Below are 23,802 nucleotides of genomic sequence, written 5' to 3' on the forward strand. Positions count from 1 at the left end.
GGGTGACAGCGGGGCGCGCGATTATGCCTCAAGTCACGGGGTCGGGTTGCTCAACTTGCGAATCTTGCTCGCCAACACTTCCAGGACAAAAGGCTTGGCGACCATGTCCATGCCCTCTTCAAGAAAGCCCTGGCGCTCGGCAGCAATCTGCGCGTAACCGGTCATGAACAGCACTTTAAGGCCGGGACGATGCTGGCGCGCAATTTCCGCCAACTGGCGACCGTTCATGCCGGGCAGCCCGACATCGGTGACCAGCAGATCGACACGTTGCGCGGACTCGAACAAGGGCAGGGCGATTTTGGCGTTTGCCGCTTCGAAGGTTTTGTAGCCCAGCTCCCTCAGCAGATCGAGCACCAGCATGCGCACCGCCGCGTCATCCTCGACCACGATTGCGGTTTCGCCAGAAGATGAAGCAGCAATCGGTTCGGCTTTCTTCACAGATGAAGTTTCCGGCGTCGGCTCAAGCAAGCGCGGCAAATACAGGCGCACGCAAGTACCTTGCCCCGGCACGCTGTCGAGGCTGACGTGACCACCGGACTGCTGGGCGAAACCGTAGATCATCGACAGCCCGAGCCCGGTGCCCTGGCCGATCGGCTTGGTGGTGAAGAACGGATCGAACGCTTTGGAGCGAATTGACGGAGTCATGCCGGTGCCGTTATCGCTGACCGCGAGCATGACGTATTCCCCGGCCTTGACCGGTTCGAGAATGGTGATGTCGCTGCTGTCGAGGTAGACGTTGGCAGTCTGGATCAGCAACGTGCCGCCTTCGGGCATCGCGTCGCGGGCGTTGATCACCAGATTGAGCAAGGCATTTTCCAGCTGGCTGACGTCGGTGCTCACCGGCCAAACGTCTTCGGGCAGGCGCAGTTGCAGGTCGATCGGATCGCCTTTGGTGCGGCGGATCAGATCTTCCAGCGAGTGCACCAGCTCATTGACGTTCAGTTGCTTGCGGTCCAGCGACTGGCGCCGCGAGAACGCCAGCAAGCGATGCGTGAGCGCCGCCGCGCGATTGGCCGATGACACGGCCGCTTCGGTAAAACGGCCGATCTCGTCGGCACGACCATTGGCGATGTAGCGCTGCATCAAGTCCAGACTGCCGATAATGCCGGTGAGCATGTTGTTGAAGTCGTGGGCGATGCCACCCGTGAGCTGGCCGACGGCTTCCATCTTCTGCGCGTGGCGCAAGGCGTCTTCGGCGCGCTCGCGTTCGAACATCTCGTTCTGCAAACGCTCGTTGGCCTGAGCCAGTTGCTCGGTGCGCGCGCTGACCCGCTCTTCGAGGGTCTCGTTGAGATTACGCAGGGCTTCCTCGGTTTTCTTGCGCTCGGTTTCGTCGATGACAAAGATGTAGAAGCCATTCACTGCGCCGTCCGCGCCATGTCGCGGCAGGTAATTCATGAGGGCATGACGGGTGCTGCCATCGCGGTGCGGTGTGTAGAAACTGAAGGAACAGGCGCGCCCGGCCAGCGCTTCGGCGATGTACGGCGCACGCAGGAAATACGCCTCTTCGCCGATGACTTCGCGAATCTTGCGCCCGTACAACTCTTGCGGTGTAAGGCCGTACCAGTCGAGATACGCTGCGTTGTTCAAGCGAAAACGTTCTTCGGCGTCGACATAGCTGATCAGGATCGGCATGGCGTTGATGATCAACTGCAATTCGGTCTGGCTCTGACGCAGCGCTTGTTCGGTGTGTTTGCGTTCGGTCAGGTCCAGCGCCGCGCCGAGAAAGCGCATCGGCCGACCATGATGATCCTTGTAGCAACGCCCGCGCGCGAACACCCAGCGCAGCGTGCCATCGGCCTGCAACAAGCGATATTCCTCAGCGTACTCGGTGCCGTGGGTGATGCAGTGCTTGATGCCGCGCGCAACCATTGCGCGGTCTTCGGGGTGCACCCCGTGCATATATTCGCTGATCGGCAATTGCCCGGCCTTGCTCGGATCAACGCCATGCAGTTCGGCAAAATGCGCATCGGCAATGAATCGGTCTTCGCCAATGTCCCAGTCCCACGTTCCGACGGCGTCGGCGGCGGCAAGGGCCAGTTGCAGACGCTCTTCGGACTGGCGCTGAGCCTTGAGGCTTTCCTCGGAACGGCGCTGCAATTCCAGGGCAATACGGCGGCGCTCGTTGGTCTCAATGGCAGTGATCAGAATGCCGGCGACCTGTGCGGTTTCATCGCGAATCGGACTGTAGGTCAGGTCCAGCCAGAAATCGGTTTTTTTGCCGTCCCGCTGTACGCTGAAACGCTGCTCGCTGAAGCTGCGCACCTGACCCTGCAGCACCGCTTGGTAGATCGGCTCGGCAAAATCCCGCACTTCCGGCCAGATCTCATGCGTTGGCTGGCCGAAGGCTTCGGGATGCTTACTGCCGGCGAGCAGGGCAAAGCCATTGTTGTAGATCTGCGTGAGTTGCGGCCCCCACAACAGCAGCATCGGCATCGGCGAATGAATCACGATGTCCACCGCCGTGCGCAGGCTCTGCGGCCAGGTGCCGGCGGCGCCCAGCGGACTGCGGCTCCAGTCGGTGCGGGCGATCAGGGCCTGGGCGTCATCGGTGGTGGGTACAGCATTCATGTTTCAATCCTGAGCGTGGTTCGGTGAGACGGGGTCTATCATTGTTGCAGGAGCCGCGCCAAGCGTAGGCCAAATCTGCTAATTCAATGCTTCGCGGGTGCTTTCAGCCATGGAAATCGATGCACTGTTGTCAACATTGTCGCAAAAAAACGGTTCGGATCTCTTCCTTTCCACCGGAGCACCACCGAGCGCTCGCATTGATGGTGTGCTGACGGCGCTCAGCGATCAGCCATTCAAACCTGGCGAAACCGCGGCCATCGCCACCTCCCTGATGGACGCCGAGCAGCGCCGGGAGTTCGACCGGGATCTTGAAATGAACCTGGCAATCTCCCGAACGGGCGTCGGCCGGTTCCGGGTGAACATTTTCAAGCAGCGCAACGACGTTTCGATCGTTATCCGCAACGTCAAGCTCGACATCCCGCGGTTCGAAGACTTGAAACTGCCGCCGGTGTTGCTGGAAACGGTGATGCTCAAACGTGGCCTGATTCTTTTTGTCGGCGCTACCAGTTCGGGAAAGTCGACCTCCCTGGCGGCGCTGATCGATCATCGCAACCGCCACAGTGCCGGGCACATCGTGACCATCGAAGACCCGATCGAATATATCCATCGGCACAAGCGCTCGATCATCAATCAGCGTGAGGTTGGCGTCGATACGCGCAGCTTTCATGCTGCACTGAAGAACACTCTGCGCCAGGCACCGGATGTAGTGTTGATTGGCGAAATACGCGATCGCGAAACCATGGAGCATGCGCTCTCGTTTGCTGATACAGGGCATCTGGTGTTGTCGACATTACATGCGACCAACGCCAATCAGGCGCTGGATCGCATCATCAATATGTTTCCCGAGGAGAAGCGCGAGCAGCTGTTGCAGACATTGGGCAACAACCTGAAAGCCTTTATCTCGCAGCGCTTGGTACGCACTGTCGACGGCCAGCGCAGGGCGGCCGTGGAAGTGTTGTTAGGTACGCCGACTGTTGCTGATGCGCTCCGTCGCAATGAGTTGGCTGAGTTGAAAAGTATCATGGAGAAATCCGAAGACTCAGGCATGCAGACATTCGATGCTGCACTGTTACAGTTAGTCCTTGCGCGTGTTATTACAGTAGAAGAAGCTTTGAAAAACGCGGATTCGACAAACAACTTACGGTTAGGCATCAAGCTTAAACTTGATTCTCCAATCAACGAAAAAGCATCGACAGGGGATTGGGGGTTGGTGGAGTAAGTTGTCGTGTCTGTAGGCGGCTGAGCGGTCAGGTGATAGATGTTTGAAATCTAGACTAATACTTGGTTAGTTGTGGTTTCGCCTGTTTTTATTAGATTTGCGATCTCGATAGCAAGTCCATGTAAATAAACAGGTCAATAAAATGAAAAATCGATGTGGTGCAGGTGCTCTTTCCAAATTGAGCGCTGCCGATAATGTGCGTTGTTCTGCCGCAGATGAATTAGAGCGAATGGCACTTCTAGGCCAGTTGAAAAGATTTCTTGTCGAAGCTCCGGAAGACGTTGCACGGGATATTTCAAACGATGACCAAAAGATCATCTGGCTCTCGCCTGAATCCTCTTTTGGACGTTTACAGAAACCGGCCAGCGAGATGCTTCAGGATCTGATGAGCTTACTCGGTTCCGGCACCTACAGTAGAGTTACGTCTTCGGGTGAAATTCACATATACGTTACTCATGAAGGGTGGATGGATGTATCGGATAACGTCAAGAGTAATCCCGACGCGAATGAGAAGTTCGAGAAGTTAGTCGCTATTGCAGCAGGTCTTGGTGGATTCGTTCACCTTGATAACGCAGTGCTGTTGTCGCAGTGGTTGCGTTTTCACGGGTTCAACGTGCCGGATGACAGAGAAAAACTAGAAAGCTTGATTGGCTTTTTGGAGTGGCAGTGGCCTGAAGGAGATAATTTTGGTAATTACTGGGGGCAGATAACTGGGCTAAATGATACGTCGATCACCTTGACACCACAGCAGTGTGCAGAGATTCGCGCGGTGACGAGTAAACTTTTCCCTGCGAATGAGAATCTACTTAACACAATCTTCAGAAGCGTCAGACCGTATAACGTTACTACCGTTAATTGGGACAGCGCTAACGAGGTCGTTGCAATGCTGGTTCGTCATCCAGCGTCGCAGAAAATTGCCAAGGAATACGTCATCGCACTGGACTGGTGGGGGGCGAAGGATTCCGAGGAAATCAGTAGTGACGATCTAGCTCAGGTGTTGCTCACTGCAATAATTTTGCAGTTGGATTCATCCATAGGCGTTACTGGCAAGCGCAACTGCATCGGAACCTTTGATATATACGATTCGAGCACCATGGCTGATAGGCCGTTATATGCCATACGTGAAAATTTTGAGGCTTACCTGGTAGCAAAGGGCCATTCGCACTCGATTATTCCTCTCGCTTCCCACCTGCTCCTGGCTCATGTAGCGCCTTGTCTCCTGGTTAAAAATCTGCCCCAAGAGCTTTACGCTGGCTCGATCGGCTGGGTGACGTTTTGCCAGGCGGTGAGCTTTATCGAGATCAATTGTCGAGGCGTCTCTCGCTTCATGACATATGAACAAGTCATGAAGTTTGCAAGCATGGAAATGGTCAGCCCGGTACTGGGGGAGCTGCAAGGTATTACTGCGATCGACCCTATCATTGACTGGGCATTGGTGAATGAAGTCATCACTCATGAGCAGCTGAACATGTCTGCTCTTACAGCAGCTCAAGACGCTTTGAATGCGTATAAAACGCACGTGGATGATATTGTTTTGGGAATCAAGGCATTTGGGGCGGCTCCGCCCAATCGGAAACGACTGGCGATGACTGCATTGAAGCAGGCGGTTGCTGATTTTGATGTTATTGAACAACCTCTTTTGCGTCCTGAGACTTATTCTGCAATGAGAGTGTCGATGCTTGATCTTCATATCGAAGGGGTGCTGACGTCCGGAACATGGGATTGGAATAAAGAGCCCGGCATTTTCGATAAGTATCCGCAGCTTTTGGCCTTGCCTGCCATCAAACCAGCATTCGAAGCTGAGCTCGTTAGCTATCACCGCAATATTCATAAGGCGATGGCTTCAAACATAAAGCTGGCGATAGCAGGAATGCCTCGAGCCGATCGAGATGTCTTTGCCTCAAGCAAGATCACGTTTTTTACTGTACGTCCTTCGGTTGCAGAGGTTTACTATCCGTCATCGGCTAATTATAACTTGGTCGGCGCGGGTAATCAGCCACCAAAAAACATAGAAGTTCAGCTGAAGAAAGACCAGGCGGTGGGGCGGTTCGGCGTAATTATGATAGCTTCCTTCGGGAATAATCAGACTTTATGCTATGAAATGTTTACCTTGCTGGGGGAGTGCAGAAGAAACGATGAGCTAGGCAAATTGATTATTTATACCCAAAAAATGAACATGCCTGGAAGGGTTGAATATACAGGGGAGCCCAATGATGCATTTTTCCCTTTGCCCCCCACGCATAACGTTCCAACTGATTTCGATAGCTACATTGTCGGAAAAAAGCCGTCGCCGAATGCCTCTGGGATTATGGTTATAGAGAAACTTGGCACTGTTATCGCTCCGACTTCTGCGTCGCGGGTCGTTCGTAATAATTATCAGTTTTTCGTAAATGAGCATATCGAAAATATTGCCCAATTTGTTGTGAAGAACAGACCTTTGGGCAGCCTCCAGGATTTCAGGGAAGTCTTCACCGAATACACTGATAAAGAGCGTGCGGAGAACACTTATAACGAGGTGCTGACGTATATTATTGACCTGTGTGTCCCGTTCAAGAAATGTATCGAAGACTTGGCTTCGGGAAATAGAAATCAGGTGGTTGACGGAATTTACGCGTGCACGATGGATGCTATCGGTATTTTCTTCACTGTACTGGGTGCCCCGGCTAAAATTCTGCATATCGCAGCCAAAACAGTTTCGTTGACGGCAAAAATCGGCAGCCTCGTCAGGTTTGGCATTTCTCTGACAGTCTCGACTTTCAATCCGATTGATGGATTGCCAACTGCTGGATACCAAGCGTCGAAAGCATTGTTCAAAAGCGTCATGCATTTGGGCGCGTCGGGCGCAAAAGTCGTGGAATCAGCCGTTGTCCAGATGAGCAGACTGACCGGTACGGCGCGGGAATTTCACAAGCTGGCGAATGCTACCGATGTTGGTTTCGGGAGGTGGCGCCCGCTTGGAAGCACCGCGTCTTCTTTCAATGTCTGTGCCATCAAGAAAAGCAGTGAGTGGTACGCGGCCAATCGGCTAGGTAAGCCGTGGGGCAAACGACTCGTCAATTTCGACCTGCAAGAGAAGTTTAGTCTGCCATTACTGCAGAAACCGGTTCCGGGTGTTTTTACAGCTCACATTCTCGAGCGCAGTCTGCCACTGGCCCGTTTCAAAATAGACAGCGCAATTGAAGTGCTGGGCGCGCCGGCGCTGAATTTCAAAACCGACCCCGCGATTGGATTGTTTTTTGGCAGTACCGCGGCGGCGCGTGACGAATTGTCCAATCTGCTAAGCGCCATCAGGCTGGATTTCGGCGGAACGTCCGCCAGTAATTTCCTGTTGGATAGCCTGAAACTAGATGATGGCGTCATTGAGGTAAATCCATTCGATTACAGCAAATGGAAGAGCGCAGGAGCTACAGATAAAAAGCGTGTTCAGTACATGACCGTCAATACACGTAACTTCAACCAGCGATTCAGCCTGACAGGTTACGGCGAAATCGCTGATGACCTCATCCACGAAATGATTCGGGTCAACCCCGCCAAGACCAGTCTGATCACTGCCGAGGGGGCGACCCGAGATGGTAAGGTCGGTTTGGATGTGGCGCCTTTACTAAACTTGGCAAAGGGACGCTTGCCCCGGTCTGAGCCTATCACTGGCAGTTTTCACGAAAGTGCTCAAGCGCTCCTCAATGCAGACTCGCTGATGCTCGTTATTGCCTTGCTCAGTTTGTTGAAAACAAACGAAGCGTTGTTTTCGCTGAATCTCAGCATCATGCGCGCAGCGATCGAGGCCAGTGGAGATCAGCCCCTCACCGGTGAAGTTGTAATACAGCTGAATTGAGGCTGCGCCAGACGAAATTCAGTGTTGAATAACTTCGTTCATGGCCAGTTCGCGCCGATCCCGAAACTGCTCCAGCGCTTCGGGATTGGCCAGTGCATCGGTATTTTTCACTGGCCTCCCATGCACGACATCGCGCACCGCCAGCTCTACGACTTTTCCGCTGATGGTGCGCGGTATATCGGTTACTGCGACGATGCGTGCGGGAACATGCCTGGGTGTGGTATTGGCGCGGATCACTTCGCGGATTCGCTGTTCAAGCCCTTCATCCAGCTCGACGCCTTCGTGCAAACGCACGAACAACACGACGCGCACATCCTCCTGCCATTGCTGACCGATGGCGACGCTGTCCAGCACTTCACTGATTTTCTCGACCTGCCGATAAATCTCCGCCGTGCCGATGCGCACGCCGCCCGGATTCAACACCGCATCCGAGCGGCCATGGATCATCATTGCGCCATCGGACAATTGCTCGGCGTAATCACCCTGCGCCCATACACCGGGGAACTGGCTGAAATAAGACTGGTGCAGTTTTGAGCCGTCGGGGTCATTCCACAAGCCGATCGGCATCGCCGGGAAGTGCCGCGTGCAGACCAGTTCACCTTTCTCACCGATCACCGGCTGGCCAGCGTCGTTCCACACCTCGACGGCCATGCCCAGGCTCTTGCCCATGATTTCTCCGCGACGTACCGCTGACAGCGGGTTGCCATTGACGAAGCACGAAACGATGTCGGTGCCACCGGACATTGAGGCCAGACACACCTCGGTTTTGAAGTCGCGATAAACGAAATCGTAGCTTTGCGGTGACAAAGCCGAGCCTGTGCACAGCAGGGTTTTCAAACTGCTCAAATCATGGCTTTCCCGTGGCCTGGCGCCGCTGCTTTCCAGCGTCGCGAGGAATTTCGGACTGGTGCCAAACACGCTGATGCGTTCATCGTCGATCAGGTCGAGCAGGCGCTGGTGATCCGGGTGGAACGGCGAGCCGTCGTAGAGCACCACGGCGCTGCCAACCGCGAGCGCTGAAACCAGCCAGTTCCACATCATCCAGCCGCAGGTCGTGTAGTAGAACAAGCGGTCACCGGGACCGAGGTCGCAGTGCAAACCATGTTCCTTGACGTGTTGCAGCAGCACGCCGCCGGTGCTGTGGACGATGCATTTCGGCACGCCAGTGGTGCCGCTGGAGTACAGCACGTAGAGCGGATGATTGAACGGCACCGGGGTGAAATCCGGTTCACCACCGGGTTGATAAAAATCTTCCCAGAAGCAGACATCGGCTAGGGTTCGGTAATCCTCGATGCGAGCTTGCGGGCGAGCGTACGGGACGATGATCAACTGCTGCAGTGACGGCAGTTGTGCAAGGATTTCGTTGAGCTTGGCGGTCTGATCCAGGGTTTTTCCGGCGTATTGATAGCCGGCACAGGTGAGCAGCACTTTCGGTTCGATCTGGCCAAAGCGATCGATCACGCCGTGGGTGCCGAAGTCGGGCGACGAGCAGGACCAGATCGCGCCGAGGCTGGTAGTGGCCAGCATCGCCACCAGGGTTTGCCAGGTGTTGGGCATGCACGCCGCCACGCGATCACCCCGGCCAACGCCCGCCGCGCGCAGGCTCGCCTGAAACCCGGCGACCTGTTCGGCCAACTCGGCCCAGGTCAGTTGTTCGCGCTGACCATTCTCTGCGACTGCGATCACGGCCACGGCATCGTCGCGTCGGCGCAACAGGTGTTCAGCGAAGTTCAGGGTCGCGCCGGGGAACCACTCGGCGCTGGGCATTTCTGCACCTTCACGCAAGACGGCGTCGGGCTGAGTGTGGAAGCGGATGTCGAAGAAATCGACGATCGCCTGCCAGAACGCCGGGCGCTGATCGATGCTCCATTGGTGCAGGGCAGGGTAGCCGTCGAGCTTGAGCGAATGCCGCTGATTGATATCGCGCCGGAAGGCATCCATACGCGAACCGGCGATACGCTGGGTGTCGGGTTGCCAGAGGATGTCGGACATGGGTTTGCCTCTTCTTATCGGATTCGTATAGGCCAGGGAGATCATTCCCTGTGGGAGCGAGCCTGCTCGCGAAAGCGTTGTCTCAGTATCCCGAACTGTGTCTGATAAACCGCATTCGCGAGCGGGCTCGCTCCCACAATGGCCAGGTGTTTATTGCGCCAGCCAGCCACCATCAATGTTCCACGCCGCGCCGCGCACCTGGCTGCCGGCGTCGCTGCATAAGAACAGCACCAACTCACCCAGATGCTGCGGTGTGACGAACTCCAGCGAGGGCTGTTTTTCCGCCAGCAGATCATGCTGCGCCTGCTGCGGATCGACCCCCTTGGCCGCGCGATCGTCGATCTGCTTCTGCACCAGCGGCGTTAACACCCAGCCCGGACAGATCGCATTGCAGGTGACATTGCTGGTCGCGGTTTCCAGCCCGACCACTTTGGTCAGGCCGATCACGCCATGCTTGGCGGCAACGTACGCGGCTTTGCCGGTGGAGCCGACCTGGCCATGCACCGAGGCGATATTGATAATGCGCCCCCAGTTCTTGCGGCGCATGCCCGGCAGACTCAAACGGGTGCTGTGGAACACCGATGACAGGTTGATCGCAATGATCGAATCCCAGCGCTCAACCGGAAACTCTTCTACCGCCGCAACGTGCTGAATGCCAGCGTTGTTGACCAGAATGTCGACGCCGCCAAACTCGCGCTCGGCGTAGGCGACCATGTCGGCAATCTGCGCCGGGTCGCTGACATCGGCGGGATGATGGCCGACCTTGCCGCCGAACTGAGCGACGTCGGCGATCACCTTCGAAGCATCGCCGAAGCCATTGAGAATCAGGTTGGCGCCAGCCTTTGCGAGGGTCAGCGCGATGCCCAGGCCGATACCGCTGGTGGAGCCGGTCACCAAAGCTGTCTTGCCGGAAAGAGTGGTCATGAATACCTCACACAATACCAGTGGCGTAGAAAGTGCCGATCACCACGAAAACCGCGAGGGTCTTGATCAGCGTAATACAGAAAATGTCTTTGTAGGCTTCGCGGTGGGTCAATCCGGTCACCGCCAGCAGGGTGATCACCGCGCCGTTGTGCGGCAGGGTGTCCATGCCGCCACTGGCCATCGCGGCCACGCGGTGCAGCACTTCCAACGGGATATTCGCCGCATGTGCTGCACTGATGAACTGCTCGGACATCGCCGCCAGCGCAATGCTCATGCCGCCCGAGGCCGAACCGGTGATGCCGGCGAGCAGCGTCACGGTGATGGCTTCGTTGACCAACGGATTGGGAATCTGCTTGAGCCAGTCGGCCAGCACCAGAAAGCCCGGCAGCGAAGCGATTACCGCACCAAAGCCGTATTCAGACGCGGTGTTCATGGCCGCGAGCAACGCACCGCTGACCGCACTTTTGCTGCTTTCGGCAAGCTTGCTTTTAATCGCCTTAAAGCCGAACGCCAGCACCATGAGGATGCCGACCAGCAACGCCGCCTGCACCGCCCAGATCGCCGTGAGCTTGGCGATTTCGGTAGTGACCGGCGCGGCCATGCCCGGCAGTGCGAGGCTGTGGGTCTTGCCATACCACTGCGGAATCCACTGGGTGAACAGCAGGTTCATGATGCCCACGGCCAGCAATGGCGACAGGGCAATCCACGGGTTGGGCAGTTTCAGGTCTTCGGCAGTTTCCGGTTCGTTGCGCAGTTCAGTGCCGTAGCCTTCGCCGGCACGTTGCGCCTTGTTGCGTTGGCGCTGCAGAAACAGCATGCCGGCGCAGAACACGAAAATCGTGCCGATCACCCCCAGCCACGGCGCCGCCCATGCGGTGGTGTTGAAGAAGGTGCTGGGGATGATGTTCTGGATTTGCGGCGTGCCGGGCAGGGCGTCCATGGTGAACGAGAATGCACCGAGGGCAATGGTCGCCGGAATCAAACGCTTGGGGATATTGCTCTGGCGGAACATCTCCGCTGCAAACGGATAAACGGCGAATACAACGACGAACAACGACACGCCGCCATAAGTGAGCAGGGCGCACACCAGCACGATCACCAGCATTGCTTGTTTGGTACCGAGCAGGCGAATCGCAGCGGCGACGATCGAGCGTGAGAAACCCGACAGTTCGATGAGCTTGCCGAACACCGCGCCGAGCAGAAATACCGGGAAGTAGAGCTTGATGAAACCGACCATCTTGTCCATGAACACCCCGGTGAACGCGGGGGCAACGGCGGACGGATCGGTGAGCAGCACCGCGCCGAGGGCGGCGATCGGGGCGAAGAGGATGACGCTGTAGCCACGGTAGGCGGCGAGCATCAGCAGCGTCAGGGCTGCCAAGGCAATGATCACACTCATGGTGTGTCTCTCCAGATTGTTATTTTTGTGGGTGAAACGGGTGTGGAGAGGTGTTAGCGAGATTTGTGCCAATCTTCTAACTGTTTGAAATATAAGGAAATTAGATCTCGGTCGAGTTCTCGAAGCTGTTTTTGTCTCTTAGTTGAGATTTTCTTTGAATGGGCCGGAGCCTTCGCGAGCAGGCTCGCTCCCACATATGACATGCATTCCCCTGTGGGAGCGAGCCTGCTCGCGAAGCTTTTGTTTTGTCTTCATACAGAGATTCGATATCTCTTTATGTAGACTCGACAATCCCCAGCGCAGCCATTTTCTTGTACAGCGTCGACCGCCCCAGACCCAGCCGAACCGCAGCCTCCGGTACCTTCCCCGCGCATTGCGCCAGGGTCGATTCGATCAACTGCCGATCAAACCGCGCCCGCGCCTGCGCGAATGTCTCCCGAGCCGATGCGTGCGTGCTCGGCTCGGACGTCCGCGCAACGGGAGTAAACGTGCCAATCGCCCCGCGAATATCCTGCTCGGTCAGCATGAGGTCATCACTGAGCAACGCCGCCCGCTCCAACACATTGCGCAACTCACGGATGTTGCCCGGCCAGGCATGCTGGCCCAACAGCGCCAGCGCATCGCGGTGCAGTTCATGCTGGCTGCGCAGTTCTTCGAGAATCGCCTCGCTCAGCGCCGGCAGATCATCGAGACGTTCGCGCAGCGGCGGCACCTGGATCGGCAGCACATTGAGGCGGTAGTACAAATCGGCGCGAAATTCGCCGCGCTTGATCGCTGCCTGCAAATCCGTCGACGTCGCGGCGATTACCCGCACATCGCTCTGAATCACTTCATTGGAGCCGACCGGCTCGAACTCCTTTTCCTGCAACACGCGCAACAGTTTGCTTTGCAGCGGTAGCGGCATATCGCCGATCTCGTCGAGAAACAGTGTGCCACCCTGAGCGATTTGTAATTTACCGGTGCGGCCCTTGCGGTCAGCGCCGGTGAAGGCGCCGGGTGCCGTGCCGAAAAATTCGGCTTCCAGCAGCGCCTCTGGAATTGCCGCGCTGTTGATACTGACGAAGGCTTTGTGCGCGCGCGGCGAAGCGCTGTGAATGGCTTGTGCGAGTAACTCTTTTCCAGTGCCGGTTTCTCCCAACAGCAACACGGGCGAATCAGCGCTGGCGCTTCGTCGCGCACGTCGTTTGACTTCAAGGCTGGCGGCGCTGGTACCGATGAAATGGGCGAAGTTGTATTTGGTCTGCCGCGCACGCAGCAGTGAGCGGGTCGAGGCCAGTTCTTCCTGCATGCTCAGGTAACGCTTGAGCATCGGCGACAGCGTGCGCAACTCGTCGAACAGGGCAAAACCGATGGCGCCGATCACGCTGCCGGCATCGTCGTGGATCGGCAGGCGCATCACCACCAGCGGTTCCTTTGGGGTGTCCTGCATGTCCAGCAGAATCGGCCGACCGGTGCGCACCACCTCGCGCAGCAAACTCCCGGGGATCACGCTTTCGCAAGGCTTGCCGATAGCGCCTGCCGCTGAATCGAGACCAAAGCGCCGGGCGTAGCGTTCGTTCATCCAGACGATATTCGCATCGCGGTCAACAATCACCGTGCCTTCGCTGGATTGCTCGATGATCTCGAACAGCGAACGGATCGCCAGGGTGCGTACCCGTTGGTAGTCCTTGAGGCTTTCGGTGGTGTTCATGGAGGCTGATCCTGATTGTTTGTTGCCGGTACCGATCCCTTCGCGAGCAGGCTCGCTCTCACAGGGGCCTGCATTCCAAATGTGGGAGCGAGCCTGCTCGCGAATGCCGCGCCGCGAATTAGCAGAAAAAAACCTACCCCGGATGCGCCGCCGCCAACAGCTCCTTGGTGTAGGGATGCTGCGGGTTGTCAAACACGTCGTGACTGGCACCACGCTCGACCACCTGACCGTCCTTGATCACGATCATGTCATGCGCCAGCGCGCGCACCACCGCCAGATCATGACTGATAAACAGGTAGGTCAAACCGTATTTCTCCTGCAGATCACGGAGCAGGGCGACCACTTGTTTCTGCACGGTGCGATCGAGGGCCGAGGTCGGTTCATCGAGCAGGATCAGCGCCGGTTTCAGCACCAAGGCCCGGGCGATGGCAATGCGCTGGCGTTGGCCGCCGGAAAATTCATGCGGGTAGCGATGGCGGCTTTCCGGGTCGAGGCCGACTTCCTTGAGCACGCGAATCACTTGCTCATCACATTCATTAGCGGTGGACTCGCAATGCACTTCCAGACCTTCGCTGATGATCTGTGCCACCGACATGCGCGGGCTCAGGCTGCCAAACGGGTCCTGAAACACCACCTGCATCTGCCGCCGCCACGGGCGCAATTGCTTTTGATTGAGGCCGTCCAGCGCTTCGCCCTGAAAGCGAATGCTGCCCTCGGAATCCAGCAAGCGCAGGATCGCCTGACCCAGCGTCGACTTGCCCGAACCGGACTCGCCAACAATGCCCAAGGTCTTGCCGCGCTGGATATTCAGGCTGATGCCATCGACAGCGCGCAGATACTGCTTGCGCCTGAACAGCCCGCCGCTGACCTGGAAATTGACGCGCAAGTCAGCGACTTCCAGTACATTTTCACGTTCGTCACGGGGCAGGGCTTCACCTTCCGGCTCAGCGTTCAACAGCACGCAGCTGTAAGGGTGTTTGGGTTCGGTGAACAGGGTTTCGCAGGGTGCCTGCTCGACGATCTCGCCAGCCTTCATCACACACACCCGCTGCGCGATGCTGCGCACCAGATTGAGATCGTGACTGATCAGCAGCAGCGACATGCCGAGCCGCTGTTGCAGGGACTTGAGCAGCAAGAGAATCTTGCGTTGCACGGTGACGTCCAGTGCCGTTGTCGGCTCGTCGGCAATCAACAACTCCGGTTCGCAGGCCAGGGCCATGGCGATCATCACCCGTTGCCGTTGCCCGCCAGAGAGTTGGTGCGGATAGGCTTTCAAGCGTTCCTTGGGTTTCTGGATGCCGACCAGCCCGAGCAATTCGAGAATGCGCTGCTGCGCTTGCTTGCCGCCGAGGCCGCGGTGCAGCAACAGAGTTTCGCCGATCTGCTTTTCGATGGTGTGCAACGGATTGAGCGAAGTCATCGGCTCCTGAAAGATCATCGCGATGCGATTGCCGCGCAGTTCTCGCAAGACCTTCGGATCAGCACCGAGCAGTTCCTGCCCGCGATAGCGGATGCTGCCACGGGTTTGCGCCTCGCTCTCAGGCAGCAGTTGCAGGATCGAATGCGCGGTCACCGATTTCCCCGAGCCCGATTCGCCGACCAGAGCCAGGCACTCACCGGGGCGGATATCCAGGCACAGGTCACGCACCACAGTCTGACCATGGAAGGCGACATTGAGGTGGCGGATTTCAATCAGGTTTTCAGTCATGGTCACGCTTCAGGATCGAGGGTCAAAAGCGTCACGTAACGCTTCGCCGATGAATACCAACAAGGAGAGGATCAGCGCCAGGGTAAAGAACGCGGTCAACCCGAGCCACGGTGCTTGCAGGTTCTGCTTGCCCTGACCGATCAGTTCACCCAGCGAAGCGCTGCCGGCCGGCATGCCGAAGCCGAGGAAATCCAGCGCGGTCAGCGTCGAAATCGCTCCGGTCAGAATGAACGGCAGGTAACTCAGCGTCGCGTTCATTGCGTTGGGCAGAATGTGCCGGAAGATCACCTTGCGGTCAGTCAGGCCCAGGGCACGTGCGGCTTTGACGTATTCCAGATTGCGCCCGCGCAGGAACTCGGCGCGCACCACGTCCACCAGCGCCAACCAGGAAAACAGCGCCATGATCCCCAGCAGCCACCAGAAATTCGGCTCGACGAAACCGGAGAGGATGATCAGCAGATACAACACCGGCAGCCCCGACCAGACTTCCAGCACGCGTTGTCCAAGCAGGTCGACCCAGCCACCGTAATACCCCTGCAACGCGCCGGCGGCGATACCGATCAGCGCACTGACAAATGTCAGCATCAAGGCAAACAGAATCGACACCCGAGCGCCAAAGATGACCCGCGCCAGCACATCGCGTGCCTGATCGTCGGTGCCCAGCCAGTTCACCGAAGTCGGGGGACTTGGCGCCGGTTTGTTCAGGTCATAGTTGGGGGTGTCGTCGCTGAACGGAATCGGCGGGAACAGCAACCAGCCACCGTCCTTGCGTATCAGATTCTGCACGTACTCGCTGCGATAATCGGCCTGAAACGGCAGTTGCCCGCCGAACTCCTGTTCGGTATGGCGCTTGAACACCGGGAAGTACCACTGGCCCTGATAACTGACCATCAACGGTTTGTCGTTGGCGATCAACTCGCCACCCAGCGTCAGGATGAACAGGCCGATGAACAGCCACAGCGACCACCAGCCACGACGGTTTTTCTTGAAACGTTCGAAACGGCGACGACCCAAAGGCGAGAGCTTGAACATCAGGCATTCCTCGCGGCGAAGTCGATACGCGGGTCGACCAGGGTGTAGCACAGGTCGCCGATCAGTTTTATCAGCAGGCCGAACAGGGTGAAGATGAACAGTGAACCGAACACCACTGGATAATCCCGCGATACCGCTGCTTCGTAACTCATGCGCCCAAGGCCATCGAGGGAGAAGATCACTTCGATCAGCAGTGAGCCGGCGAAGAACACACTGATGAACGCCTGAGGTATCCCCGAGACCACCAACAGCATGGCGTTGCGAAACACGTGTCCGTACAGCACGCGGCGTTCGCTCAAGCCTTTGGCGCGGGCCGTTACTACGTACTGTCGGGTGATTTCATTGAGGAACGAGTTTTTTGTAAGGATCGTCAGCGTCGCGAATCCACCGATCACCAGCGCCGTGACCGGGAGCACCAGATGCCAGAAGTAATCGGCGATCTTGCCCAGTGTCGACAGCGATTCGAAGTTGTCCGACACCAGCCCGCGCACCGGAAACCAGTTGAGCGAAGTGCCGCCGGCGAATACGACGATCAGGAACATCGCGAACAGAAACGCCGGCATGGCGTAACCAATGATGATCGCCGTGCTGCTCCAGATATCGAAATGGCTGCCGTGGTGCACAGCCTTGCGGATGCCCAGCGGGATCGACACGAGATAGGTGATCAGCGTCGCCCACAGCCCGAGCGAAATGGTCACCGGCATCTTTTCCAGAATCAGGTCGGTGACTGTTGCGCCACGGAAGAAGCTCTTGCCGAAGTCCAGTTGCGCGTAATTCTTCTGCATCAGCCACAGACGCTCGTGGGCCGGTTTGTCGAAGCCGTACTGCTTTTCGATGTCCTTGATCAGCTGCGGATCAAGGCCACGGCTGGCGCGCGAGGCAGAGCTCGAGGTCTCGCTGGCACCGCCGCCAACACTGGCACCGCCAATGCCTTGCAGGTGGGCGATGGCTTGTTCGACCGGTCCGCCGGGCGCGGCCTGAATGATCAGGAAATTGACCAGCAGGATGATCACCAGCGTCGGAATGATCAGCAGCAGGCGCCGCAGTATGTAACCCCACATCAGTGCGGTCCTCCGGGTCTGCCGCGACTGATTTTCTCAGCGGTCATCTGTTGATTGGTCAGTGGCGTGCGGCTGATTTCCCACCAGCTCTCGATGGCTTCGTCATTGCTCGCCTGCACCGTGGGAATGCCGAAGCGGTTCCACCAGACGGTCGAGGTGCCTGGCGGGTAGTAATTGGGAATCCAGTAGTAGTTCCATTGCAGCACCCGGTCCAGCGCATGGGCGTAATGCAGCATGTCTGATTGGGTCGAGGCGCGGATCAGGCCGTTGATCAAAGTGTCGACTGCCGGATTTTTCAGCACCATGTAATTGTTCGCGCCCGGATCGTTGGCCGCTGCCGAGCCGAAGTAGTTGAGCAACTCGCCGCCCGGAGAAGTGGTAACGGGATAGCCGGTGACGATCATGTCGTAGTCGCGACTCATCAGGCGATTGACGTATTGCGAGGAGTCGATGCGGCGAATATTGAGCTCGATGCCGATCTGTTTCAGCGTGCGCTTGTAAGGCAACAGCAGGCGGTCCATTCCATTCTGGCTGACCAGAAAAGTGAAGCTCAGCGGTTCGCCGGCGCTGTTGACCAACTGGTCGCCATCCGGTTTCCAGCCAGCCTGCTCGAGCAGTTCCAAGGCTTGCAACTGCTTGTCACGGATGATGCCGCTGCCGTCGGTCTTCGGTGCTTCGAAGACTTTGCTGAACACTTCCTCAGGCACCTGGCCGCGCAGCGGTTCAAGGATTTTCAACTCCTGCGCATCGGGCAACTGCCGGGCGGCGAGATCGGTGTTGGAGAAGTAACTCTGCTGGCGGATATAGACGTTACGCATCATCTGCCGGTTGCTCCATTCGAAATCCCAGAGCATCGCCAGTGCCTGGCGCACGCGGCGGTCCTGGAACATCGGCTTTTGCAGGTTGAACACGAAACCCTGGGCCGATTGCGGCGCTTCAGTGGCGAGGTGGGCTTTCTGCAAACGGCCATCGCTGAGGGCAGGGCTGTCGTAGCCGATCGAATAGCCGGTCGCGGAAAACTCGCGGTTGTAGTCATAGGCGCCACCACGCAGCACCTGGCGGGCGACATCGGTGTCGCCGAAATACTCGATACTGAAATGGTCGAAGTTGTACAGGCCGCGACTGACCGGCAGGTCCTTGCCCCACCAGTCGCCATTGCGTTCAAACGTGATACTGCGCCCGGAGTCGACCTTGCCAACCCGGTACGGCCCACTGCCCAGCGGCGGTTCATAACCACCGCCGCTGGCGAAATCGCGGCTCTTCCACCAGTGTTCGGGGAATACCGGCAAGGTCGCGATGTCCAGCGGCAAAGTTCGGTTTTCGTTGCTTTTGAAGTCGAAGCGCACGGTCAGCGGCGCCTCGATTTCGACTCCTTTGACGTCGGCGAACTGGGTGCGATAACGCAGGCTGCCCTGGGTCATCAGCAGGTTGTAGGTGTAGCGCACGTCTTCGGCGGTAATCGGTTTGCCATCGGCAAAGCGCGCCTTCGGGTTGATGAAGAAACGTAGCGAAAGACCGTCGTCCGAACGTTCCATCTTCTGCGCAACCAGACCATAGACGGTGTAAGGCTCGTCCAGCGAGCGTTGGGCCAGCGGCGAGTACAGCAGGCCGTCGATCTGCGTCACGCCGATGCCTTTGTCTATATAAGGCAGCAAATGGTCGAAGTGGCCGATCTCGATGGCCGAGCGCCGCATCGTCCCGCCCTTCGGCGCTTGCGGATTGGTGTAGTCGAAATGGCTGAAACCGGCGGGGTATTTGGCCGGTTCGCCGTAAACGGTCAGTGCGTGTTGCGGGGCAGCGTTCACGCCAGCGGCGCCAATGAGAAAGGCGAGGGCGGTGAGCATCAGTGTGGGAAAAACCAGTCGCATCGTCAGCCTTGGAACGCAAAATCGATAAGCGCAAGTTGTACGCGACCCGCGCGCCACTCGCCAGCCGTATGTGTAACTGAAACACAACGGCCCACCAGAAGGCGGGCCGTTGTCAGCAATCGGACGACGAGTCAGTCCTGACGGCTGGTGACTTCCAGCAGGTGATAACCGAACTGGGTTTTTACCGGGCCTTGCACGACGTTGATCGGCGCGCTGAATACCACGGTGTCGAATTCCTTGACCATCTGGCCTGGACCGAACGAGCCCAGATCGCCGCCCTGACGGCTGGACGGGCAGGTGGAGTTGGCTTTGGCGACTTCAGCGAAATCGGCGCCGGCTTCGATCTGAGCCTTGAGTTCGTTGCACTTGTCTTCGCTGGAAACCAGGATGTGGCGGGCAGTGGCTTTGGCCATGGGGAATTCTCCGAACTGTTTCAATAAAAGGTGGAGCCTACCGGAATCAGTCGGCGAATTCTCGGCAAAGTTCCATTCTGCGTTCCTTGCCCGATTCATAGATCCGCCGCTTGCAGACGCTGGGCATGTTCGACGTACAGGTCGATCGGATCCGGCGAGCGCGCTTTTGTGCCCGCGCTCCGCCGCAGGCTGGCCAAATGATCCATTGGGTAATCGGAGCGGATCACTTGGCCGAGATGGCTACTGAAGCGTCCGACGAAACCATCATTCTGCTGGGGTTCGGTGGTGAAATATTGCGACAGGACCCGGCAGGTTGCTTGAACCGGATCCAGCACTGGCAACGTGGATTGCGCAACAACCCCGCTCCACGAGTAGTAGCGCACGCCGTTGACTTGCTCAGGACCATGCCCGCCCCAGGTTTGCGGCAGTCCCTGGGGAAATTTGTCATTGAATTGACCGACGCCGACCGTGGTCAATGCGTTGAGTGCGGCTAACGCATTCTGCGGCAATGTCGCGCTGCCGCTCAGTAGCGACAGTAAGTCGGCGAAGTGCGTTGCGACATTCTGTGCGACGGCTTCGGGAAGCTTGCCCGGAATCAGTGCCCTGCGCAGGAAGTCGGCGAGCTCCGAGCCATGGTTCGGGCCACTGACGGAGGTGACCGAAGCGACGACGTCTGGTGCAAGCGCCGCCGCATAGCGTGCAGCGAGTGCGCCTTGACTGTGTCCTATGAGGTTGACTTTCTTCGCGCCTGTGCCTCGTAGCACGCAAGCAATCTGTGACAGCAATTGCTCACCCCGCTTTTCATTGTCGTGGGTGGCCGAAAGGTGTGGAACAAACAATCGACATCCGGCGGTTTTCAGCGCGGACTTGACGTCATGGAACAGCTCGAAATGACCGATATGCTCGAACCCGAACAGACCGTGGACCAACAGGATGGGATAACGAGTTGTAGCATTCCGTTGCATGTTCTTACCTTTTTCGTAGAAGTTCATCGGGAAATCACCGGGCCACTCTAAAACACTCATCCCGTTGAAGAAGTACGAAGAGGCTTCACATTGCGTTTGAAAATGGACTACGAGGCGTACGAAATTTCGGAGAGCTGTGAAATCCGAATCGGAAGTTCAGTGGGTCGTTTGTCGGCATAACCGCGTGACCTCTGCTGTTGCCTACTTTGCGAGTAGCGGTTACGCCGTTGTCGCGGTGGATTCGGCTGACATCCGGAACGTTCAAATAGGTCCTCAATGTAGATGTCAGTGTCGTCATTCGGGGCGGCACGTTTTCCAGGGAGTGGAAGCGAAAATGAATAGCCATGAAATCGAGTTTTGCTGGCGGATGCGCCAGCCGATGGTTGCCGAAGTGTCTATCGAACCTCTGGTCGCGCCAACGATTGACGGGCTCCAAGGGAGCGTGTTGGATCCTTCGCTGGCCAAGGCCATCGTTCGCATTTCCCCTTATGCCAACATGAGCTGCGGCGATCAGATCGTGCTGTCTTGGGAGGGGCTGGATATCGAAGGCTTTGCCTATCAATACGAGAGTGTTCGATTCATCAGCCAGGTCCAGGTTGGCAAAGACGTCATCTTCGTCATCAAGGCGATGCATGTCGCTGCGCTGGACGGGGGCTCGCTTGAGGTTTACTGGGCACTTCAAAGTGCGTCCGCGCCCAAGGCAGTGGAATCTGCTCGCCTGCAACTGTCTGTCGGGGACGTTGGACCGCATCTGTTGGCGCCGCAAATAGAAGGCTCGGTAAACGGAGCGCTGGAGCCGTCGCGAGTGGTCGAAGGCACCCTGGTGACCCTGCAGCCTTACGCTCGGATGTCAGCGGGCGACCGGATCATGCTGTCGTGGCATGGAGATGCTTCGCCTGAAATATTCACCGACTCGTTGAAGGTCGAGGCCTGCGCCGTCGCGCAAAGCCTGTCCTTCTGGGTGCCGGCCAGCTACGTCGAAGCGCATCGTGGTGGCGAGGTGGTGGTCGCCTACCGTGTTGAACAACGCTGTGGAGCCATCCGAACCTCGGAGCCTGCGACGGTTTTCATTGGGCCGGCAGTGCGTGCTGAACTGGCCGCGCCGGATATTGTTGGGACGATCGATGATGTGCTGTCGGTGAAGGACTCGATAGAGGGGGTTTCCATTCTGATTGAAGACCCGCTGGTGCAGGAAGACGAGTTGGTCTATCTCAAGTGCGATGGTGATTTTTTCAGTCATCGCGATGATCTTGAAATCACTCGGGAGGCGGCCGGGCAACCGGTGAGTTTCATTGTTCCCCATCGGTTCTGGCGCGAGCACCACGGCACGACGGTGGAGATTGCCTACACCATCGAACGTCTGGACGATACCAGTCAGCAATCTGCCGTGAGGCGGATCAGCATAGTGGCATAACCTGGGGAAGGTCAGCCCTCCGCGCTTCGTATGGAACGGGAGGGCGATCTGCGATCAGGCCCTGGCGTTAGCGAGGCGCCGTGCGGCGTCGGTCAGCAACTGTTCCGTTGCGTCAAAGCCGAGGCAGCCATCAGTTATCGATACGCCGTAGCGTAGAGAGGTGCTCAGCGGCTGGCAGCCTTCGAACAGATGAGATTCCAGCATCGCGCCGATCAGCGAGTGGTTGCCACGCAGGCGTTGTTCAAGCACCTCGTTGAACACGGCTGGCTGACGCAGGGGATCCTTGCCGCTGTTGGCATGGCTGCAATCGACCATGATCCGGCTGGGAATCTTCAGTCGGCTGAGTTCGGCGCTGATGTTGGCTACGCTGGTTGCGTCGTAGTTTGGCCCTTGATGGCCACCGCGCAGCACAATGTGGGTGTCAGCGTTGCCGGCTGTCTGCACGATCGCCGGATGCCCTTGGCTGTCGACGCCGAAGTGTCGATGCGGATGGCCTGCCGAGCGCATGGCGTCGACAGCAATGGCGGCGCCGCCGTCGGTGCCGTTCTTGAAGCCCACGGGCATGTTCAAGCCACTGGCCATTTCGCGGTGGATCTGCGACTCGGTGGTGCGGGCTCCAATGGCCACCCAGCTCAGCAGGTCATCAAAGTAGCTGGCGGCCATGGGTTGCAGGAGTTCGGTAGCGACCGGTAGTCCGAGCTGGATCATTTCCAGCATCAGTCCGCGCGACAGCGTCAGACCGGCAGCCATATCGTCAGTGCCGTCCAGATGCGGATCGTAGGCCAGACCTTTCCAGCCGACCGTCGTACGCGGCTTTTCGACGTAGGCGCGCATGACCAGCAGCATTTCACTGCTGACATCTTCGGCCAGACGAGCGAGTTTGCTGGCGTACTCAATCGCTGATTGCGGGTCATGGATAGAGCAGGGGCCAACGATGACCAGCAGGCGTGGGTCTTCACCGTCAAGGATGGCGCGCACCGCCTGGCGATGAGTGTTGACCTGTTGATGCAGGGAATGGCTGAGCGGCAATTGCTGTTTGAGCTGCAACGAGCTGGGCAGACGCAGGGTCAGTGCTTCGTTGGCAGAATCGAGGGTGGACAGCGGCAAAGCGGAAACTGAAGAGTTCATGTTCGGTCTTCCTGGGCGGATGGCGGGTTTTTCCCGCGCACTCGGCCCTACTGGGGTGTTCGACAAATGGCCGTACTGGCTAGGCATGTGTGTTTGCCACCTGTGGGTGACCGATCGGAGGCGGCAGGCTGTCCCGAGCGGAGGCTGGTAAATCGCCAGGCGCTAAAGCTGTCGTAACGGTAATAAGTGGCGTAGTTCATGGTGTAATCCTCGAAATGTGGTGTGTCGCTGAAAGTGATGGGCCTGAAAAAACAAAACCCCCGGTCGGGAGGCCGACCGGGGGTTGAGAAATCTCTGGTAGGCGACCCGTTATCATGGGCGCCGTTTGGGTATCAGGCGCGCCAGTGGCTAAACCAATACCCAAAATAAAAATTGTCAGGAGCGCAAGTGTGATTCACCCGGGCAGCCGCAACCGAGCGCAGGGCGCTGGTGGTGCAAGACTGTGGAAGGGTGTTGAACATGTGCTGTCTCCGTTGAATGCGCCGAGCTTACTCGACGCTGATACGCATCAGCAATCAGAAAATGCTATTGCCCGCCGCTCAAAACGCCTATCACTGGCAAACCATGCGGGTGAAGGGCAACTTTG

Annotated in this window: 15 protein-coding genes; 3 read left to right on the forward strand and 12 right to left on the reverse strand. The window is 57.7% G+C overall.

All coding sequences use genetic code 11. The features are described from left to right. Window positions 1-33 precede the first annotated feature (33 nt). The gene (locus AC0Z5Z_RS17310; protein WP_041478717.1) at window positions 34-2,571 is read right to left on the reverse strand and encodes a PAS domain-containing hybrid sensor histidine kinase/response regulator; all 2,538 of its coding nucleotides are present in this window, start codon (window positions 2,569-2,571) and stop codon (window positions 34-36) included. Between the two features lie 109 nt (window positions 2,572-2,680). Between AC0Z5Z_RS17310 and AC0Z5Z_RS17315 the strand changes: the two genes are divergently transcribed. Both AC0Z5Z_RS17315 and AC0Z5Z_RS17320 read left to right on the forward strand, forming a co-directional pair. Then, window positions 2,681-3,790: a PilT/PilU family type 4a pilus ATPase gene (locus tag AC0Z5Z_RS17315; protein ID WP_095179759.1), complete on the forward strand. Its 1,110-nt coding sequence runs from the start codon at window positions 2,681-2,683 to the stop codon at window positions 3,788-3,790. 142 nt (window positions 3,791-3,932) lie between these two features. Then, the gene (locus AC0Z5Z_RS17320) at window positions 3,933-7,622 is read left to right on the forward strand and encodes a hypothetical protein (RefSeq protein WP_236168989.1); all 3,690 of its coding nucleotides are present in this window, start codon (window positions 3,933-3,935) and stop codon (window positions 7,620-7,622) included. An 18-nt stretch (window positions 7,623-7,640) separates the two neighbouring features. On the opposite strand, the gene AC0Z5Z_RS17325 is transcribed toward AC0Z5Z_RS17320, so the two are convergent. The 10 genes from AC0Z5Z_RS17325 to AC0Z5Z_RS17370 form a co-directional block, all read right to left on the reverse strand. Then, window positions 7,641-9,614 carry an acetoacetate--CoA ligase gene (locus tag AC0Z5Z_RS17325; RefSeq protein ID WP_485611400.1) on the reverse strand — a complete coding sequence of 658 codons (1,974 nt, stop codon included), beginning with the start codon at window positions 9,612-9,614 and terminating at the stop codon, window positions 7,641-7,643. Between the two features lie 150 nt (window positions 9,615-9,764). Further along, window positions 9,765-10,538, reverse strand: coding sequence for a 3-hydroxybutyrate dehydrogenase (hbdH, locus tag AC0Z5Z_RS17330; protein WP_353187426.1), 774 nt, complete (start codon window positions 10,536-10,538; stop codon window positions 9,765-9,767). A gap of 7 nt (window positions 10,539-10,545) precedes the next feature. Then, window positions 10,546-11,937 (reverse strand): GntP family permease, encoded by a 1,392-nt coding sequence (locus AC0Z5Z_RS17335; protein WP_485611401.1) that lies wholly within the window; start codon window positions 11,935-11,937, stop codon window positions 10,546-10,548. Between the two features lie 274 nt (window positions 11,938-12,211). Continuing rightward, window positions 12,212-13,627 (reverse strand): sigma-54 interaction domain-containing protein, encoded by a 1,416-nt coding sequence (locus AC0Z5Z_RS17340; RefSeq protein WP_315434979.1) that lies wholly within the window; start codon window positions 13,625-13,627, stop codon window positions 12,212-12,214. A gap of 133 nt (window positions 13,628-13,760) precedes the next feature. Beyond that, a complete protein-coding gene (locus AC0Z5Z_RS17345) occupies window positions 13,761-15,335 on the reverse strand; it encodes an ABC transporter ATP-binding protein (protein WP_485611402.1) in 1,575 nt (524 codons plus the stop codon). A 9-nt stretch (window positions 15,336-15,344) separates the two neighbouring features. Next, window positions 15,345-16,367 carry an ABC transporter permease gene (locus AC0Z5Z_RS17350; protein ID WP_041478730.1) on the reverse strand — a complete coding sequence of 341 codons (1,023 nt, stop codon included), beginning with the start codon at window positions 16,365-16,367 and terminating at the stop codon, window positions 15,345-15,347. Continuing rightward, complete coding sequence (locus tag AC0Z5Z_RS17355; RefSeq protein ID WP_485611403.1) at window positions 16,367-17,428, reverse strand: microcin C ABC transporter permease YejB; 1,062 nt, start codon at window positions 17,426-17,428, stop codon at window positions 16,367-16,369. The genes AC0Z5Z_RS17350 and AC0Z5Z_RS17355 overlap by 1 nt, the downstream gene beginning before the upstream one ends. Beyond that, complete coding sequence (locus tag AC0Z5Z_RS17360; RefSeq protein ID WP_485611404.1) at window positions 17,428-19,296, reverse strand: extracellular solute-binding protein; 1,869 nt, start codon at window positions 19,294-19,296, stop codon at window positions 17,428-17,430. The genes AC0Z5Z_RS17355 and AC0Z5Z_RS17360 overlap by 1 nt, the downstream gene beginning before the upstream one ends. A 131-nt stretch (window positions 19,297-19,427) precedes the next feature. After that, the gene (locus AC0Z5Z_RS17365; RefSeq protein ID WP_041478733.1) at window positions 19,428-19,709 is read right to left on the reverse strand and encodes a peptidylprolyl isomerase; all 282 of its coding nucleotides are present in this window, start codon (window positions 19,707-19,709) and stop codon (window positions 19,428-19,430) included. Window positions 19,710-19,804: 95 nt separating this feature from the next. After that, window positions 19,805-20,674 (reverse strand): esterase/lipase family protein, encoded by an 870-nt coding sequence (locus AC0Z5Z_RS17370; RefSeq protein WP_353187489.1) that lies wholly within the window; start codon window positions 20,672-20,674, stop codon window positions 19,805-19,807. A gap of 334 nt (window positions 20,675-21,008) precedes the next feature. Here AC0Z5Z_RS17370 and AC0Z5Z_RS17375 point away from each other — a divergent pair, with 334 nt between their 5' ends. Next, window positions 21,009-22,088 (forward strand): hypothetical protein, encoded by a 1,080-nt coding sequence (locus AC0Z5Z_RS17375; protein WP_353187433.1) that lies wholly within the window; start codon window positions 21,009-21,011, stop codon window positions 22,086-22,088. Between the two features lie 54 nt (window positions 22,089-22,142). Here AC0Z5Z_RS17375 and AC0Z5Z_RS17380 read toward each other — a convergent pair whose 3' ends face one another. Beyond that, window positions 22,143-23,216: a 3-deoxy-7-phosphoheptulonate synthase gene (locus AC0Z5Z_RS17380; RefSeq protein ID WP_056785275.1), complete on the reverse strand. Its 1,074-nt coding sequence runs from the start codon at window positions 23,214-23,216 to the stop codon at window positions 22,143-22,145. Window positions 23,217-23,802: the final 586 nt, after the last annotated feature.

This window comes from Pseudomonas sp. 1L-E-NC-VB-C3 (genome assembly GCF_057291535.1).

What these genes read in the sequence shown, in the direction of transcription:
- AC0Z5Z_RS17310 (WP_041478717.1), bottom strand. Translation starts at nt 2,571, where the DNA reads ATGAATGCTGTACCCACCACCGATGACGCCCAGGCCCTGATCGCCCGC.
- AC0Z5Z_RS17335 (WP_485611401.1), bottom strand. Translation starts at nt 11,937, where the DNA reads ATGAGTGTGATCATTGCCTTGGCAGCCCTGACGCTGCTGATGCTCGCC.
- AC0Z5Z_RS17355 (WP_485611403.1), bottom strand. Translation starts at nt 17,428, where the DNA reads ATGTGGGGTTACATACTGCGGCGCCTGCTGCTGATCATTCCGACGCTG.
- AC0Z5Z_RS17365 (WP_041478733.1), bottom strand. Translation starts at nt 19,709, where the DNA reads ATGGCCAAAGCCACTGCCCGCCACATCCTGGTTTCCAGCGAAGACAAG.
- hbdH (WP_353187426.1), bottom strand. Translation starts at nt 10,538, where the DNA reads ATGACCACTCTTTCCGGCAAGACAGCTTTGGTGACCGGCTCCACCAGC.
- AC0Z5Z_RS17340 (WP_315434979.1), bottom strand. Translation starts at nt 13,627, where the DNA reads ATGAACACCACCGAAAGCCTCAAGGACTACCAACGGGTACGCACCCTG.
- AC0Z5Z_RS17315 (WP_095179759.1), top strand. Translation starts at nt 2,681, where the DNA reads ATGGAAATCGATGCACTGTTGTCAACATTGTCGCAAAAAAACGGTTCG.
- AC0Z5Z_RS17325 (WP_485611400.1), bottom strand. Translation starts at nt 9,614, where the DNA reads ATGTCCGACATCCTCTGGCAACCCGACACCCAGCGTATCGCCGGTTCG.
- AC0Z5Z_RS17370 (WP_353187489.1), bottom strand. Translation starts at nt 20,674, where the DNA reads ATGCAACGGAATGCTACAACTCGTTATCCCATCCTGTTGGTCCACGGT.
- AC0Z5Z_RS17320 (WP_236168989.1), top strand. Translation starts at nt 3,933, where the DNA reads ATGAAAAATCGATGTGGTGCAGGTGCTCTTTCCAAATTGAGCGCTGCC.
- AC0Z5Z_RS17350 (WP_041478730.1), bottom strand. Translation starts at nt 16,367, where the DNA reads ATGTTCAAGCTCTCGCCTTTGGGTCGTCGCCGTTTCGAACGTTTCAAG.
- AC0Z5Z_RS17345 (WP_485611402.1), bottom strand. Translation starts at nt 15,335, where the DNA reads ATGACTGAAAACCTGATTGAAATCCGCCACCTCAATGTCGCCTTCCAT.
- AC0Z5Z_RS17380 (WP_056785275.1), bottom strand. Translation starts at nt 23,216, where the DNA reads ATGAACTCTTCAGTTTCCGCTTTGCCGCTGTCCACCCTCGATTCTGCC.
- AC0Z5Z_RS17375 (WP_353187433.1), top strand. Translation starts at nt 21,009, where the DNA reads ATGAATAGCCATGAAATCGAGTTTTGCTGGCGGATGCGCCAGCCGATG.
- AC0Z5Z_RS17360 (WP_485611404.1), bottom strand. Translation starts at nt 19,296, where the DNA reads ATGCGACTGGTTTTTCCCACACTGATGCTCACCGCCCTCGCCTTTCTC.